Origin of the sequence: uncultured Phyllobacterium sp., from assembly GCF_902479695.1 — a bacterium.
Classification (GTDB): Bacteria; Pseudomonadota; Alphaproteobacteria; order Rhizobiales; family Rhizobiaceae; genus Phyllobacterium; species Phyllobacterium calauticae.
Genome location: NZ_CABSQF010000032.1, coordinates 1 through 16,629, shown reverse-complemented (window position 1 = coordinate 16,629; position 16,629 = coordinate 1). Strand labels below are relative to the sequence as shown.

Annotated in this window: 14 protein-coding genes and 1 riboswitch; of the genes, 7 read left to right on the top strand and 7 right to left on the bottom strand. The window is 60.2% G+C overall.

Going from position 1 to position 16,629, the window contains the following annotated elements:
* Positions 1 to 31 precede the first annotated feature (31 nt).
* The 3 genes from RDL77_RS17835 to RDL77_RS17825 are packed head-to-tail and all read right to left on the bottom strand — an operon-like array spanning position 32 to position 3,826.
* Positions 32 to 1,681, bottom strand: a complete 1,650-nt coding sequence (locus tag RDL77_RS17835) for a thiamine pyrophosphate-binding protein (RefSeq protein WP_288194040.1) — start codon at positions 1,679 to 1,681, stop codon at positions 32 to 34.
* Complete coding sequence (locus RDL77_RS17830; RefSeq protein WP_288194039.1) at positions 1,665 to 2,852, bottom strand: CaiB/BaiF CoA-transferase family protein; 1,188 nt, start codon at positions 2,850 to 2,852, stop codon at positions 1,665 to 1,667. The genes RDL77_RS17835 and RDL77_RS17830 overlap by 17 nt, the downstream gene beginning before the upstream one ends.
* Positions 2,853 to 2,857: 5 nt before the next feature.
* Positions 2,858 to 3,826, bottom strand: a complete 969-nt coding sequence (locus RDL77_RS17825; protein ID WP_288194037.1) for an alpha/beta fold hydrolase — start codon at positions 3,824 to 3,826, stop codon at positions 2,858 to 2,860.
* Positions 3,827 to 4,401: 575 nt separating this feature from the next.
* On the opposite strand from RDL77_RS17825, the gene ettA reads away from it, so the two are divergent.
* The 3 genes from ettA (at position 4,402) to bluB (ending at position 7,801) form a co-directional block, all read left to right on the top strand.
* On the top strand, positions 4,402 to 6,051 hold the full coding sequence (ettA, locus tag RDL77_RS17820; protein ID WP_223612705.1) for an energy-dependent translational throttle protein EttA: 1,650 nt from the start codon (positions 4,402 to 4,404) through the stop codon (positions 6,049 to 6,051).
* 119 nt (positions 6,052 to 6,170) lie between these two features.
* Entirely contained in the window at positions 6,171 to 6,779 is a 609-nt protein-coding gene (locus RDL77_RS17815; RefSeq protein ID WP_288194035.1) for an MOSC domain-containing protein, read from the top strand.
* 26 nt (positions 6,780 to 6,805) lie between these two features.
* Positions 6,806 to 6,982, top strand: a riboswitch (cobalamin riboswitch).
* Positions 6,983 to 7,048: 66 nt separating this feature from the next.
* The gene (gene bluB, locus RDL77_RS17810) at positions 7,049 to 7,801 is read left to right on the top strand and encodes a 5,6-dimethylbenzimidazole synthase (protein ID WP_288194033.1); all 753 of its coding nucleotides are present in this window, start codon (positions 7,049 to 7,051) and stop codon (positions 7,799 to 7,801) included.
* Here bluB and RDL77_RS17805 read toward each other — a convergent pair.
* Positions 7,734 to 8,051 carry a DUF2293 domain-containing protein gene (locus RDL77_RS17805; RefSeq protein WP_288194031.1) on the bottom strand — a complete coding sequence of 106 codons (318 nt, stop codon included), beginning with the start codon at positions 8,049 to 8,051 and terminating at the stop codon, positions 7,734 to 7,736. The two genes, bluB and RDL77_RS17805, sit on opposite strands and share 68 nt — an antisense overlap.
* Positions 8,052 to 8,193: 142 nt before the next feature.
* Here RDL77_RS17805 and RDL77_RS17800 point away from each other — a divergent pair, with 142 nt between their 5' ends.
* Both RDL77_RS17800 and metF read left to right on the top strand, forming a co-directional pair.
* Positions 8,194 to 9,201, top strand: coding sequence for a metalloregulator ArsR/SmtB family transcription factor (locus RDL77_RS17800; protein ID WP_223612709.1), 1,008 nt, complete (start codon positions 8,194 to 8,196; stop codon positions 9,199 to 9,201).
* On the top strand, positions 9,201 to 10,124 hold the full coding sequence (gene metF, locus RDL77_RS17795) for a methylenetetrahydrofolate reductase [NAD(P)H] (RefSeq protein WP_288194028.1): 924 nt from the start codon (positions 9,201 to 9,203) through the stop codon (positions 10,122 to 10,124). Before RDL77_RS17800 ends, metF begins: the two co-directional genes overlap by 1 nt.
* Before the next feature lie 500 nt (positions 10,125 to 10,624).
* On the opposite strand, the gene RDL77_RS17790 is transcribed toward metF, so the two are convergent.
* Entirely contained in the window at positions 10,625 to 11,524 is a 900-nt protein-coding gene (locus RDL77_RS17790; RefSeq protein ID WP_288194060.1) for a DMT family transporter, read from the bottom strand.
* Between the two features lie 179 nt (positions 11,525 to 11,703).
* On the opposite strand from RDL77_RS17790, the gene RDL77_RS17785 reads away from it, so the two are divergent.
* Complete coding sequence (locus tag RDL77_RS17785; protein WP_288194026.1) at positions 11,704 to 12,942, top strand: alanine racemase; 1,239 nt, start codon at positions 11,704 to 11,706, stop codon at positions 12,940 to 12,942.
* Between the two features lie 5 nt (positions 12,943 to 12,947).
* Here RDL77_RS17785 and RDL77_RS17780 read toward each other — a convergent pair whose 3' ends face one another.
* Together RDL77_RS17780 and RDL77_RS17775 are read right to left on the bottom strand one after the other, a co-directional pair.
* Entirely contained in the window at positions 12,948 to 14,042 is a 1,095-nt protein-coding gene (locus RDL77_RS17780) for a lytic murein transglycosylase (RefSeq protein ID WP_374042747.1), read from the bottom strand.
* Positions 14,043 to 14,279: 237 nt separating this feature from the next.
* Entirely contained in the window at positions 14,280 to 15,107 is an 828-nt protein-coding gene (locus RDL77_RS17775) for a GH25 family lysozyme (protein ID WP_223612713.1), read from the bottom strand.
* 246 nt (positions 15,108 to 15,353) lie between these two features.
* Here RDL77_RS17775 and RDL77_RS17770 point away from each other — a divergent pair, with 246 nt between their 5' ends.
* The gene (locus tag RDL77_RS17770) at positions 15,354 to 16,376 is read left to right on the top strand and encodes a hypothetical protein (RefSeq protein WP_288194023.1); all 1,023 of its coding nucleotides are present in this window, start codon (positions 15,354 to 15,356) and stop codon (positions 16,374 to 16,376) included.
* Positions 16,377 to 16,629 lie beyond the last annotated feature (253 nt).

The window sequence follows — 16,629 nt, the reverse complement described above, 5'->3', positions numbered from 1 at the left end:
TTCCATCCTCAAATCATTCAACAGGGAATGATCAACGCTTATTGCGGATGTCCGTCAAGGTTTTCGCCGGCGTGATCGCTTCGGGGTCGAGCCGGATTTCGATGATCGACGGTTTGCCGCTTTGCACCGCGCGTTGCCATGCACCTTCGAAATCAGCCGTCTTCTCGACCGTCTCTCCATGTCCGCCATAGGCGCGGGCCAGCATGGCAAAATCAGGGTTGGTCAGGTCCGTGGCCGACACACGGCCCGGATATTCCCGCTCCTGATGCATGCGGATGGTGCCGTAGATATTGTTGTTGATGACGAGCACGATGATCGGCAACCCGTATTTCACCGCCGTTGCAAAATCCTGGCCGTTCATCAGGAAGCAGCCGTCACCGGCAAAGCAGACCACGGTTCGCTCGGGATAAAGCTGTTTCGCCGCGACAGCGGCGGGAAGGCCGTAACCCATGGAGCCCGATGTCGGCGCGGCCTGCGTGCCGAACCGGCGGAAGCGATGGAAACGGTGCAGCCAGGTGGCGTAATTGCCGGCACCATTGGTCATGATGGCATCTTCCGGCAGCACGCTTTCCAGATAGGTCATGATCGGACCCATGGCGACATTGCCGGGTCCGGTCTGCGGCGGGGTCGACCATGTGAGATAGGCGGCGTGCGCAACCTCCGCCTCGCCGGGCCAGTTGATGTGCGATGGCGGCGCCAGATGGTCCACTGCCGCGGCGAAGGCATCCGGTGCGGCGTTGATGGCAAGGGCGGGGCGATAGACGCGGCCGAGCTCATCGGCATCGGGATGCACGTGGATCAGTGTCTGCCTGGGGTAGGGACTGTCCATCAGCGTATAGCCCGAGGATGGCATTTCACCGAAACGCCCGCCGACGAGCAGCAGCACGTCAGCCTCCTTGACGCGTGTGGCAAGCGCCGGGTTGATGCCGATGCCGACATCGCCGGCATAATTCGGATGCAGGTGATCGAACAGCATCTGGCGGCGGAAGGAACAGCCGACCGGCAGGTGCCACTTCTCGGCAAAGCGGGTGATGGAGCGCACGGCTGCTTCGTCCCAGCGCGAGCCGCCGAGGATCATGAACGGTTTTTTGGCGCCCTGCAGCAGGTCGGCGAGTTTCTCGATGCTGGCGGGCGACGGGCCTGTCTCGACCGGCTGCCAGCCCTGTGCGGCCACCGCTTCGACCTTGTCGGTCAGCATGTCTTCCGGCAGGGCAAGCACGACGGGACCGGGGCGGCCCGAGGTGGCGACGGAGAAGGCGCGGGTGACGAATTCCGGGATACGGCGGGCATCGTCGATTTCGGCTACCCATTTGGCAGTGTCGGCAAAGAAGCGGCGGTATTCCACTTCCTGGAAGGCTTCGCGTTCTCGTGCATCGCGCTGTACCTGGCCGATGAACAGGATCAGCGGGGTCGAATCCTGCATGGCGATGTGGATGCCGGGCGAGGCGTTGGTCGCGCCGGGGCCGCGGGTGACGAAGCAGATGCCGGGCTTGCCGGTCAGTTTGCCCCAGGCCTCGGCCATCATCGCCGCGCCGCCTTCGGCCCGGCAGACGGTCACGCCCACATCGGCATCCACCAGCGCGTCCAGCACGGCAAGATAGCTTTCGCCGGGAACGCAGAACAGCTGTTCCGCGCCATTGGCTTTCAGGGCTTCTACGATCAATTCACCGCCGGTTTTCATCGGATGCGTCCTTCAATTCCTGGAGAATGTCTGCACTGTGCTCGCCGAGGCGTGGCGAGGGTCTGTTGTAGGTCAGGGGTGTCTTCGACATGACGATCGGCGTGCGCACCGAGGGGATGCTGCTGCCATGGGCATCGTCAAGGTCGAGACGCAACTGCCGGGAGACGATCTGCGGATCGTCGAACATTTCGCCGATGCGGTTGATCGGCCCGGCAGGCACGGCATTCTGCGCGCAGGCTTCGAGCAGGTCGGCGCGTGTGCGCTTCTGCGTTTCGGCCCGGATGATTGCGGTCAGTGCGGTCCGGTTTTCCAACCGGGCCCGGTTGGTGAGAAAGCGCGGATCGGCGCTGAGCCCGTCCAGCCCCATGATCGCGCAGAAACGGGCGAACTGCCCGTCATTGCCGACGGCAAGAATGAGATGGCCGTCGGAAGTGGGCACGACCTCGTAGGGTGAGATGTTGGGATGCGCATTGCCCATGCGGTTCGGGCTGTTGCCGGTGGCGAGATAATTCATCGCCTGATTGGCCATGACGGCGGACTGCACATCGAACAGTGCCATATCCACCCATTGGCCTTCGCCGGTCTTTGCCGCATGGGCCAGTGCCGCCTGAATGGCAATGACCGAGTAAAGCCCGGTGAACACATCGGCGACGGCAAGGCCGACTTTCTGCGGTTCGCGGTCCGGCTCGCCGGTGACCGACATCAGCCCGGACATGCCCTGGATGATGAAGTCATAGCCGGCCTGGCTGGCATAGGGGCCGGTCTGGCCGAAACCGGTGATGGAGCAGTAGACGAGGCGCGGATTGTCGGCACTCAATGTTTCATAGTCGAGACCATATTTCTTCAGGCCGCCGACCTTGAAGTTCTCCAGGACGACATCCGCCGTGCGGCAGAGTGCCCGCACCGTTTCCTGACCTTCGGGCGAGGTGAAATCGACGGTGATCGAGCGCTTGCCGCGGTTGCAGGAATGAAAATAGGCGGCAGAGAGGTTTTCGCCTTCCTTGCTGGTGATGAAGGGCGGCCCCCACCCACGGGTTTCGTCGCCGCCGGCGGGATTCTCCACCTTGATCACATCGGCACCAAGATCTGCCAGAATCTGTCCGGCCCATGGTCCGGCGAGGACGCGGGCGAGTTCGATGACACGCACGCCTTTGAGGGGAGCTTCAGTCATGGTTGTTAAAGTGGCTCCAAATTCAGTGTTTGTTTCAGGGCTTGTTGCTGAACGACTCGAACCGCCCAATCGGTGAAGTCACGCATGATTACGTCGCGGTTGATTTCGTTCAAGCCTTCGTGGCGGGTGTCGGCATAAACTTTGGTCGTGACATCGCTGAAGCCGAGCCGTTGCATCCGCTTGCCCAGATGCGTCACGGCGCTGCCCCCGGCCGTGGCTGGATCTTCCGCCCCGCCGGCGAGATTGAAGGGCAGGGTGCGCCGTACCTTGGCAAGGCGGCTGTTGTCGGCTCCGGCAAAGGTGAAGCCGAAGACATCGCGCCACATGCCGACAGAGGCATCCCAGCCGCACAGCGGATCGGCGATATAGGCGTCCACTTCGTCAGGGTCGCGTGACAGCCAGTCAAACGGGGTGCGGGCATCCCTGATGCCGCGCGCCCAGGTCTGAAAGGTCAGTTTCGGCAGAAGCATGCTCGGCACATCGGAGCCAAGCAGCATGCGTTCGGCCCGCAGGATGCCCTGCGCCAGCCGTCCGGCGAGCCCGGCGGAGAAATTGGCGTTCCAGATGGCGGCGGCATCGACCTTTTGCTGATGGCCCAGCACGTAATTGAGGCCGATCAGACCGCCCATGGAGTGGCCGAAGAGAAGCAGCGGCAGACCGGGATGGCGGGCGCGGGCTGCAGCGTTGACCGCGTCCATGTCTTCGAGCACCAGGCGCATGCCGTCCCGCTCGGCGAAACGGCCGGGCGGCGCGCCATCGGCTTTGGTATAGCCGTGGCCGCGATGGTCGTGGGTGTAGACATGAAAACCGTGCCTGTTGAGATGCTCGGCAAAACGGCCATAGCGCAGGCAGTGTTCGGCAAGGCCGTGGCTGATCTGGACAATGGCTGTGCCGCTGCCTGCGGCGGGTGAAAAGCGCATGGCAAGCGCCGCACCCGTCGGCGACCGGACCGTTTCGATGTCTGCAAAACCCATTCATGCCTCCCGCGATCAATTGAAAGGGTGGCGCGTGATTAGTCAATCCACAATAAATTCTGCGTAAATTCGGGTATCTCCATAGGTTTTTGCACAATAAATAATCACGCATCGTGCGCTGCAATTTTATTTTGCAAAACCTCTTGCAAACGACAAAAACTTGCCGCAAAACTTCTTTCCGAAAGAGATTGGATCCTGTGTCTTCTCTCGATTGTCCCCGGCTTTCACGGCTGACAGAACGCTGATTTGCGGCGTCGGGGGATGATTGTCCGGACCGGGATATCCAGGCGCTTGCCAGTTACATGGCCGTTCCGGGGAGAAGAGGACGCTCCCCAAATGCGGCACCAGAGGGGAAACCGGGTGACGGAAATATCCGCACCCGGTTTCGCTCGTTCTGGAGGACGGTTTTCATTTCCGTTGTGCGTGGTTCGTGGTTCGACAGGAATGCAGGCATCCTGCAAAACGCCCGGCAATCCCGAAATAAACAGCGCGCGCATTGCCACCCGCGCCCCTTTCGCCTACATACGGCGCAAATTCATGTCCCAAAAATCCCGAACATCGGAGTGACGCGCGTTATGGCACGCCAATTCATTTACCATATGGCCGGCCTGAACAAGGCATACGGAACCAAGAAGGTTCTCGAAAACATCCATCTTTCCTTCTACCCCGATGCCAAGATCGGTATTCTCGGACCGAACGGTGCGGGTAAGTCGACGATCCTCAAGATCATGGCCGGCATGGACAAGGAATATACCGGCGAAGCCTGGCTGGCCGACGGTGCTACGGTCGGTTACCTCGCGCAGGAACCCTATCTCGATCCCACCAAGGACGTGATGGGTAACGTCATGGATGGCGTCGCGGACAAGAAGGCCGTTCTCGACCGCTACAACGAACTGATGATGAACTATTCCGATGAAACCGCCGATGAAGGCGCCAAACTGCAGGACATCATCGACGCCAAGAACCTCTGGGATCTGGAATCCCAGGTGGAAATGGCCATGGAAGCGCTGCGCTGCCCGCCCGGTGATTCCGGCGTGGAAAAGCTGTCCGGCGGTGAGCGCCGCCGTGTGGCACTGTGCCGCCTGCTCCTCTCGCAGCCCGATCTTCTGCTCCTCGATGAGCCGACCAACCACCTTGACGCCGAAACCACCGCCTGGCTGGAAAAGCACCTGCGCGAATATGCCGGCTCCGTCCTGCTGATCACGCACGATCGCTACTTCCTCGACAATGTGACCGGCTGGATTCTCGAGCTCGACCGCGGTCGCGGCATCCCCTATGAAGGCAATTACTCGGCCTATCTCGGTGCCAAGTCCAAGCGCATGCAGCAGGAAGGCCGCGAGGACGACTCGCGCCAGAAGGCTCTGGAGCGCGAGCGCGAGTGGATTTCCGCCAGCCCCAAGGCACGTCAGGCCAAGTCGAAAGCCCGTATCAAGGCCTATGACGCGCTGGTCGATGCCGCCAACGAGCAGCGTCCCGGCGATGCGCAGATCATCATCCCGGCAGGCGAACGGCTGGGGCAGGTGGTTATCGAAGCCGAGAACCTCACCAAATCCTTCGGCGACCGCGTTCTCATCGAAAACCTGACCTTCAAGCTGCCGCCCGGCGGCATCGTCGGCATCATCGGTCCGAACGGTGCGGGTAAGACCACGCTGTTCAAGATGATTACCGGGCAGGAAAAGCCGGATTCCGGCTCTATCCGCGTTGGTGAAACGGTTCATCTCGGTTATGTCGACCAGAGCCGCGATCATCTCGTTGCCGAGAAAAACGTATGGGAAGAAATTTCCGGCGGCAATGAAATCATCAAGATCGGCAAGAACGAGATGAATTCGCGCGCCTATGTCTCGGCGTTCAACTTCAAGGGCGGTGACCAGCAGCAGAAGGTCGGCAATCTCTCCGGCGGTCAGCGCAACCGCGTGCATCTTGCCAAGATGCTGCAATCCGGCGGCAATGTCCTGCTGCTCGACGAACCGACCAACGATCTTGATACCGAAACACTGGCGGCGCTTGAAGATGCGCTGGAAAAGTACGCCGGCTGCGCCGTTATCATCAGCCACGATCGCATGTTCCTCGACCGGCTGGCGACGCACATCCTCGCGTTCGAAGGCGACAGCCACGTCGAATGGTTCGAAGGCAACTTCCAGGACTATGAGAACGACAAGATCCGCCGTCTGGGACCGGACAGCGTCAATCCCAAGCGTCCGAGCTACAAGCCTCTGACACGCTGATGCGACCGGGAGGGCGGCAACGCCCTCCCATCACCAATTTTGACGTTTCCATCAGTGATATTGGCTGGTTTTAACAAGCAATTTTCCTAAGATGCGGCTGATTTCACCGGAGTGCCGTCATGACAGATCTTTTCGCAACCAGAACGGACATCCTTCCAGCCCGCAAGATTGTCGGGCGGGTGAGCGGCCTGTTCCAGGCGCCGAAAGACAGTTTTGTCACCGCTGCCACGGACACGCTCGATCTCACCTTTGAAGGCATCCGCGGCGATTATCATGCCGGCCTGACGCGCCGGTCCGGCGGACGCGAGCCCTGGTATCCGCGCGGCACGGAGATGCGCAACGAGCGGCATATTTCCATTCTGGCGGCGGACGAACTCGAAACCATTGCCAGCGCCATGGGCCTTGCGGAAGTCAAACCCGAATGGATCGGCGCCAACATGGTTGTCGATGGCATTCCCTCACTTTCCATGCTGCCGCCGCGCACGCTGCTGTTCTTCGAAGGCGGCGTGACGCTGAAGGTCGACGGGCAGAACGCGCCGTGCAAGGTCGCCGGACGCTCTATTGCCGAGCGGGCGCAGACCGCCGATCACACCGCGACGGCGCTTGACTTCGTCAAGGCGTCGAAGCGGCTGCGTGGCATCGTCGTCTGGGTTGAAGTGCCGGGAATCATCCGTTCCGGCGAAAAAATCGATGCGCGCCTGCCGGAGCAATGGATTTATCCGGGCTGACGCTTGCGTCCTTCGCCGATCTGTGGCGAATGGAATGCAGGTCCGGTGCCTGCATGCAGGAGAATCGGGAAGCCGGTGCAAATCCGGCACGTGCCCAACGCTGTATAGGGGATGGGCCGCGCAGATTGCCACGGGGAAACCCGGAAGGCGCGCGGTTCAGGTGAACCTCAGTCAGAAGACCGGCCGGACCGGATAGCCGAAACCGCACGGACAGCGGGGAGGTGTCAGGGGTCAGGGCAATCTGGCCCTCGCATTGTTGGGAGCAAACGATGCACGATTCTGCCTGCGGTCCCGTGGCCGCCGCCGATTTTTCCGCGGACGAGCGCGCCGCGGTCTACAAAGCCATCCATACCCGCCGCGATGTACGCGACCAGTTCCTGCCAAGGCCCGTCGACGACGATGCGCTGCTGCGGCTGCTCGATGCCGCCCATCACGCGCCGTCGGTGGGGTTCATGCAGCCGTGGAATTTCATTCTCATCCGCGATGCGGCACGCAAGGCCGAGGTGCACCAGGCCTTTACCCGCGCCAATGCCGAAGCAAAGGCCATGTTCACCGACGAGCGCCAGGCGCTCTACGCATCGCTGAAGCTTGAGGGCATCGTGAAGGCACCGGTCAATCTGTGCATCACCTGCGACCGGACACGCGGCGGCGATGTCGTTCTTGGGCGCACCCATAACCGGCAGATGGACGTCTACAGCACCGTCTGTGCCGTGCAGAACCTGTGGCTGGCGGCGCGGGCGGAAGGCATCGGCGTCGGCTGGGTCAGCATCTACCACGACCGGGACATGCGCCGCATTCTGGCCATCCCCGATCATGTCGAGATCATCGCCTATCTCTGCATCGGCTATGTCGACCAGCTCTACGATCAGCCGGAGCTGCAAAAGCGCGGCTGGCGCGAACGGCTGCCGCTGGACCAGCTCATCTATGAAGATCGGTGGAATGCCGGCGCCGAAGTCAGCTCGGATCGTCCTCGTCCGGATCCAGCAGCCGCGTCGCCCGCCATTCCGTCAATTTCCGGTTGATCGCCTCGAGCACGAAGAAACGGGCCGAGTCCTTGTCATAGCCCTCGTCGCGCAGCGCATCGTAATCCGTGTGCTGATGGCGGACATGGGCGACCGTGGCCAGCCACACCGCAATGGGCGGCGGCAGGGTTTTCATGTGCGGTGCCGTGGCGGCGGCGCGTATGGGCTCGGAATCCGAATAGGGCACTGCAGGCAAAAGCAGTGTCAGCGCCTTGCCGATAGCCCTTTGGCGGTTGGTCCCTGAACTCATTGCACTCTCTTCCCGCCGATTCGCTGATCGATATACCAGCCTATTTCAGACGCGACGAAATTTGCCGTCAACGGAAAAACAAAACTTGCCAAATCTGTATTTCTCACATAAACATATCTTTATATCTTTTGAGGATACCTTGATGGACAAACGTGATCTCAATCTTGACCTGATGGTCGATACGCTGAAGGCAGCGGCGGAACCCAGCCGCCTGCGCATTCTGGCGCTGTTGTCCCGGGGGGATCTGACGGTTTCCGATCTGACCTCCATCCTCGGGCAGTCGCAGCCGCGCGTCTCCCGCCATCTCAAGCTGCTGTTCGAAGCCAATCTGATCAACCGTTATCAGGAGGGCTCCTGGGCCTATTTCCGCCTCGCTGAATCCCTTGTGGTTGGCGATATCGCCCGGATCCTGCTCGATCGTCTTGATGTGTCCGATCCATTGCTGGAGCGCGATATCGAGCGGCTCGGCTCGGTGAAGCTGCAGCGCCGCGAGCGGGCCGCCGCCTATTTCAGTGCCAATGCCACCAGCTGGGACGCTATCCGTTCGCTGCATGTGCCGGATGGCGCGGTGGAAGCCGCGCTGACGAAGATTATCGGGCGCACGCCGTTCCAGGCGATGCTTGACGTGGGCACCGGCACCGGTCGTCTTCTCGAACTGTTTGCCCCGCTTTACGTGCGCGGCGTCGGCATCGATATCAATCGCGACATGCTGACCATTGCCCGCTCCAATCTCGACCGGTCGGGCATCACCAATGCGCAGGTCCGCCAGGGCGACGTCTATTCGCTGCCGGTTGACCGGGAGTCCTTCGATCTGGTGACCGTTCATCAGGTGCTGCACTTCCTCGACAATCCTGCCGAGGCCATCCGCGAGGCCGCACGCGCCTTGCGTGCGGGCGGGCGCATGCTGATTGTCGATTTCGCCCCGCACGATCTTGAATTCCTGCGGGACAGCCATGCGCATATACGGCTTGGCTTCAACGACAACCAGATGCGCGACTGGCTGACCGAGGCCGGGCTGGCGCTGGAAAACAGCATCGAACTCGAACCAAAAGACAAAGACAAACTGACCGTCAAACTGTGGTTGGCACGCGACCCACGCCTGCTTATCGCTGATCCCGCTTTAACCTCCCGCGTAACGGAGAGTGTCTGATGAGCTTTTTCCGCCAATCCCGCCGTGCCGACCTTGGAACCAATATCAAGGTTTCCTTTGAATTCTTCCCGCCGAAGACCGAGGTGATGGAAGAGCGCCTGTGGGAAACCGTGACGCGCCTTGCGCCGCTCAATCCCGAATTCGTGTCGGTAACCTACGGTGCCGGCGGTTCCACCCGCGAGCGCACGGCCCGCACGATCAAGCGCATCCTGACCGAAACGGACGTCAACGCCGCCGCGCACCTGACCTGCGTCGATGCGACGAAGGAAGAGGTCGATACCGTGGTGCGCGAATTTGCGGCCATGGGTGTGAAGCGCTTCGTTGCCCTGCGCGGCGATCCGGCTGGCGGCGTCGGTGCCCATTACAAGCCGACACCCGGCGGTTATGAAAACGGCGCCGATCTCGTCGCCGGGCTAAAGGCCTTTGCCGATTTCGACATTTCCGTTTCCGCCTATCCGGAAAAGCATCCGGAAAGCCCCGACTTTGCCACGGATATCGACATGCTCAAGCGCAAGGTCGACAATGGCGCGACGCGGGCGATCACGCAGTTCTTCTTCGAGAACGATCTCTACGAGCGTTATGTCGAAAAGGTCCGCCGCGCCGGTATCTATATTCCGATCTTGCCAGGCATCCTGCCGATCCATAATTTCACGCAGGTTACCAATTTCTGCTCGAAGGCCGGGACCCATATTCCAGCATGGCTGGCCGAGCGGTTCGAGGGGCTGGAAAACGATCCGCAGACCCATGCGCTGGTTTCATCGGCTGTGGCTGCCGAGCAGGTTCTCGATCTGGTCGAGCGTGGCATTCAGGATTTCCATTTCTACACGATGAACCGGGCGGACCTGGCCTTTGCAATCTGCCATCTGATCGGCATCCGTCCGGCAAGCGGTACGCTCGAACCGGCATTGGCTGGCGCTGCCTGATACGACTCGCCGCTGAATTGGAAATGGCCCGGTTGCTATAACCGGGCCATCTCATTTTATTTCACCTTTTAACGGTCAGAGACCATCTCCACGGCGCTCTTTTTTTCAATCAGGGTATGAGTCCTACGACCATTGCACCGATAAATGCGAACGCTGCACAGATCATGAGGACGTTCATCGAACGCGTAAGTCCCATTGTTTGTCTCCTGCAGTTAACCGTCTTAGCATAGCGGAAAATTGCCACAGAAAAAGCGGAAATGTTACCGCGGTGTGACATGATCTGTAGAAATTTTTTGCTCTGCAATGGTAAGTTTCTGAAATGAAACGCATTTACAGGAATGAAAAATCGTCAATTCACGATAAAATGACCGGGAATTTGGTTTATTTTTGCATTGCACCAAAACGCGGCGCGCGTGTTTTCTCACTGATTTATGACACAGTTGCGCCGCAATCCAGACCGGGAAATGCCAAGCCGTACCCGTTAGGATTTGTTGAAAACTCTATCTTTTTCGTGGTTTTTGCAACGCTGCGAGCAGCCTGCCGTCAATGGTCAGAAGGCCAAGGGCGATGAGCGCCATGCCGGCAAAATCCTTCAAACCCAGTTCCTCCCCGAGAAAAACTGTTCCAAGCAGGATCGCGCTGACGGGAACCACCAGCGTGACCAGCGAGGCATTGGTGGCGCCGCCGGCGCGGACGATGGAGAAGAACAGGATGTAGGCGAAGGCGGTTGAGAGCAGGCCGAGGCTGAACACGGCCGCCCAGACGCCCTGATCGGGTGCCGCAAAATCCGGCATGCCGCTGGAGAGAAGCACGACGGGGATCATGATCAGCGTCGAGGCCGTCATCTGGCCGGTTGCCGTCACCGTTGGCGGAATGCCCTTGAACCGTTTGGCGAGAATGCTGGCGAAGGCATAGGAGAGGGTGGCGGTGAGCACGGCGATTTCCGCCCACAGCGGTCCGCCCAACCCGGAGAGCACGCCTGGCCCGATCATCACCACCGTGCCGAAGACGCCGAGAAGGATGCCGGCGATCTTGTTGGCGCTGATCTTTTCATCGACGGTAAGGAATGTGGCGATGATCACCGTCCAGATCGGTGTCGTGGCATTGAGGATGGATTCCAGCCCGGCACCGAGCGCCGTCTGCCCGATGAACAGCAGCGAGAAGGGAATGACGTTGTTCAGGAGCCCCAGTCCGGCAAAGCCGAGGGCGTGCCGGCGATAGTCCCAGAACCGGATGCCGCGGCTCAGGAGATAGATGTGCAGGGCAACGGCGGCGATGGCGACACGAAACAGGACGAGCGTCAGCGGCGGGATGACGTGCACCGCGATTTTGGCGAAGAAGAACGAACCGCCCCATATGGCTCCCAGCAGCAGCAGTTGCAGCCAGACAAAACCGGTCATGGCAAGCGGATTGGCTGATGTTGTCTGGTTTACGGCCACGGATAATCCCCCGATTCGGATCTGCACCGGATATTTCTAGGCGCGCGCCGGTAAATTGCCACCCGTTTCTTGCATGGAGAAAGCGACTTTCGTCCGTCATCTGCTCTTGCTAAGAGTTATGCATGGAGCAGAAGATCAAGATGCAACGATTCGCTACGGCCCGCGATGCAGCACTTACCCTGCGGCCCGATCAACCCGTCTATTGCTTTCGGCCGAATGTGCTGGTCGAAGACGCGCACCAGTTCATGCAGATGTTTCCCGGCGAGACTGCCTATGCGGTCAAGACCAATGGCGAAAATCTGGTCCTGGAAACGCTGGCGCGCAACGGCATCAACACATTCGATGTGGCATCGCCGGGCGAGTTCGCCGCGGTACGCAAGGTCGCCCCGAATGCGCACATGCTCTACATGCATCCCATCAAGGCCCAGTCGGATATCCGTCTTGCGCTTGAAACCTACGGCATCCGCATCCTTGCCGTCGACCACGAGGACGAGATCGCCAAGATAACCCGCATCGTGCGTGCGCTCGATATCGATCCGGGCAGCATCACCCTTTACGTGCGGCTGCAGACCAAGGGCCATGCGGCCTACGAGCTGTCCAAGAAATTCGGTGCAACTCCGGCCCACGCGGTCGAGCTTCTGCAGCGGCTGCACAAGATCGGCTACAAGGTCGGCATCTGCTTCCATGTCGGCAGCCAGATCGAAGATCCCGATACCTATGAACGCGCCCTGCGGTCAGCCGACTGGGTGCGCAACCGTGCGGGCGTGCCGCTGGCCGGGCTCGATGTCGGCGGCGGTTTCCCGGCCGAATACGGCCATGATCCCAAGCGCAAGCATGTGGAGATGCCGTCGCTCGGGCAATTGATGTCGCGCCTGCGCGGCGACATCAAGGAATGGGGGTTTGACGATCTGCCGCTGGTGGCGGAACCGGGCCGGGTGATCGTGGCGCGCGCCTTCTCGCTGATCGTGCGCGTGCTCCTGCGCAAGGGCAGGCGGCTTTACATCAATGACGGTATCTGGGCGTCACTGTCGGATTCGTGGACCGGCAAGATCACCCTGCCGGCGCGGTTCATACCCGACCCCGCGCACAAGCATCGCAGCGGCAATGTCCGGGACATCGTGCCGTTCCGCGTCTGCGGTGCAACCTGCGATTCCGTCGACATCCTGTCACGGCCGTTCTGGCTGCCGGAGACGGTCGCAACCGGCGACTGGATCGAAATCGGCAATATCGGCGCCTATTCCCTGTCGCTGCGCACCCGTTTCAACGGTTTCTACCCCGATACATTCGTCGAGGTGGAAACACCGTTCGACGAGGGCGAGCGGCCGGAGGGTTTTGCTTCGCTGGAAACAATGGCTCCCACCGAACACCGGGGGGAGTAGCTCTCTCAGAGCTTGCTGAGCAATTCCGGGGTGGGCCAGGCGTCAGCAGGCAGGCCGAGGCGCATCTGTTCGTCTCGCACGGCATCGCGGGTCAGGATGCCGAACACGCCGTCAATCTTCGGACCCATATCGTGGCCGCGGGCGGCGAGCTTGGTCTGCAGTTCCCTCATCTGTTCCTGCGTGAGGCCCGTCTCCGGCGTGGTCGGCTCAAGCGGACCGGCACCGGCAAGGCGCGCGGCGAAATAGGCGGCGGTTGTCGCGTAGATGATGGACTTGTTCCATTCGACGAAAACGTCGAAATTGGCATAGGACAGGAATGCCGGTCCCTTGCGGCCCATCGGCAGCAGGAGGGATGCATCGCCGTTGTCGGGACCGAGCGGTCCCTTCATGCCCATCACACCCCATTCGGCCCATTTGGAATGGGGGAGGCGGTTTGTCCGCAATGCGTTTTCCCAGGGCAGATCCCGGGTCAGCTTGACTTCCTCCAGCCAGGGCTCGCCCTTGCGCCAGCCGAGATCGTGCAGGACGCGGGCCGCCGTCATGATGGCGTCTGGCGCGCTGTTCTTGAGGTCGACCTTGCCGTCCCCGTCGCCGTCGACGCCACGCTCCAGATAGTCTGTCGGCAGCATCTGCATCTGGCCGATCTCGCCCGCCCATGCGCCGGTGGTCTTGGAATCGACCACGCCCTTGTCGAACAGCTTGAGCAGGGCGATCAGCTGCGGCCGGAACAACTCCGGACGCCGGCAATCGAAGGAGAGGGTGAGCAGCGCGTTCAGCGTGTCAAAATCGCCCTGCACCGCGCCGAAATCGGTTTCCAGCCCCCAGAAGGCGGCAATCACCGGGCCCGGCACGCCATATTCGGATTCTGCCCTGGCAAAGGTATCGGCATATTTCTTCAGGTTGGCTGCGCCCTGCTTGAGGCGGTAATCCGACACCATGCGGGTCGAGAATGTCAGGAAGGTCTGGCTGAACACGCCTTGGGCGCGGTCGCGCTGCAGAACCTTGTCATCAAGCGATGCCTTGAGAAGTTCGCCGAGGCCCTTGTCGGTCACGCCTGCCGCTTTTGCTTCGGCGATAAGGCCGTTGAACCAGGGTTCCATCTCGCCGCCGCAGGCAGGCTTTACAGCTGCCGGTTGCTGGTGGTTGATCTGGTCCAGTGCATAAGCAGAACTTGTCGCAGAAAGGAGTGCGGCGGCAAGAGCAATCGATAGTTTGTTCATCAGGGAAATCTCGTTGGTAACAGGGGGCGCCAGCAGGCGCGCGAGCTTGTCCTGCTAATGCACGATTATGTCCCCCTCGTGAAGTCACAGAATTGCGAGAAGAGGTCCGGTGTGACTTTATCGCACCTTGTTGCGCACAAGCCACTGCTTCCAGGCGGTTTCGTCACCGGCAAACACATTGATATCCGCATCGCCGCGAATGCCGGGGATGGAGCCGGTTCCGGTATACTGCCAGAACGTCCAGGGATGCGGCCCGTATTTTTCATCGGGATGACCTGCAACCGAGCGCAACCAGAAGGGATAGCCGGCCAGTTGCCGCAGGTCGTTGTCGTCGAAGAAGTCGACGGTGGTGTAGATGATCGGCCGCTTGCCGTAATGGCGTTCGAGAATGTCGATGAAGACGCGCATTTCGCTGCGCACCACCGCCGCATTGGGGCGCAGCTTGCACGTCGGCGATGCGGCGTTCCATTCCATGTCGAGTACTGGCGGCAAGGCTCCGGGATCGTTCGGCACGTTGCGGATGAACCACTGCGCCTGTTCCTTGGCGGTACGGCAGAAATAATAGAAGTGGTAGGCGCCGCGCGGAATGCCTGCGGCGCGTGCGGCCTGCCAGTTGTCGGCGAGGCGGTCATCGACCCGGTCCGCCCCTTCCGTGGCCTTGATGAAGACAAACGAGATGCGATTGCCGCGCACGGCCGCCCAATCGATGGTCGATTGGTATTTGGAGACATCCGTTCCGTGCACCGGGTAGTGCCAGGGCGTTCTGCCTTTCCAGTCGTGCGGATTGCTGTCGTTGAAACGCGGCGCATTGATCTTGCCCGCGGGCGCTGCGATCTGTTGCAGCGGGGCAGGCGAGGCCCGCTTCTTTGCATCGGAAAAATCGTAGTCGACCGTCGTGCAACCGGCGAGAAGAAGGGTCAATAATCCAGCAGCAAGTCGCTTCATCAATGGCGGTCCGTACTCGAATCGTGAAGGGGCATTCCTTATTTTTCCACTCATGCGGCATTATGCTTAACAGATCATGACCGGAGGAGATTATGGTTGATGGTAGTATGCCTTTCCTTTGTCATGATTTTTCAATGTGATATCTGTATGAGAGTTGCGGGGTATGATGGGTCACATCTTCGTGTTTGATATAACAGGCGGCAAACGTTCTGGCAGCACGGCCATTTGACCGATCCGGGGAAGCGTATGATCAGGAAAATTGGCTGGGCTGTACTTGTTATCTGCGTCATTGGCCTTGCCAATGCGACGGTGGCTGCATGGGTGACGATCGACCGGCCGGAGCTGGGGATCGGCAACAGCCATGCGGAAAACTGCGTTCGTCCCACCGTGCCGAGCTTCTGGAAGAACTATCGCGGTTATCCCGGCTACAACAACGAGCTGATTTCGGATTACTTCGGTGTCTACGCCGCCTATGCGTCGAACGTTTACAAGCCGATCGCACGGCATCATTTTGACCTGAAGACCGAATATTTCGGCTGGGAGCCGTTTGGCGACCCCATCGCCAGGGCAGGCGGATTTTACGCGGAAGTCTATCGCCGCCGCAGTTCGGACCGCATGTCCTACATGATCGTGTTCCGCGGTGCCGACGGTCTGGCGAGCATTCCGGGGTTCATCAGCGAGCTGAGCTATTTCACCCAGATCATCAACCCATGGGATCAGTACCGCACCGCACGCCAGGAGTTTGCCAAGGTCAGGGCCGAGGCGCAGAAGAATTCGGACGGCTTGCCCATCGATTATATCGCCGTTGGGCATGAACTGGGTGGTGGTCTGGCCCGGCACATGGCTGCGGCGTTTCCGTGCACGGCGGCGATTGTCTTCAATTCGACGTTCGTATCGAATAATTTCCGGCTGACCGAGCCCTATGACGGGCAGGTCGTCGATCTTTTCGCCGATAACGACCTGTTGTCGCGGCTCGCCATCCTGTCGAACCCGCGTTCATTCTACCGCATTTCCCGCACGCACCAGTGGTACCGCGTGCACAACACAGGTGCCATGGACGGCAGGCGCGGCATGTTCAAGACAGCGACGGCGATGGCACGTATCCCGGTAATGTGTCTGCTGCGCAGCGATTGCGAGCTGCTGCAATCGCAAAGCGGCGATGAACTGGACCCTAATCCGCTCGGCGAGCGCACGGCCTCCAATATCACCAAGCTCTACTGCCTCGCCGCGCCAAGCTCAGTTGTCGCCAAGGGCGATCTCTGCAAATAGGGGGACAATCCTGTTGTGCGTGGTTCGACAAGCTCACCATGAGGGATGTGGTTTGGCGGCAATGCCAATCTGATAGGTTGCAGAATATGGCTCCCTGCAATCCTCAATCTCCCTCATGGTGAGCAACTGTGTTTAAGATTGTGTTTTGGGTTGCCAGTCCTGATCGTTTTTGATCATGGCGTTGAGGGTGACGATGAGTTTGCGCATGATGGCGACGATGGCCAGCTTGAAGGGTTTTCCGGCGGCTCTGAGC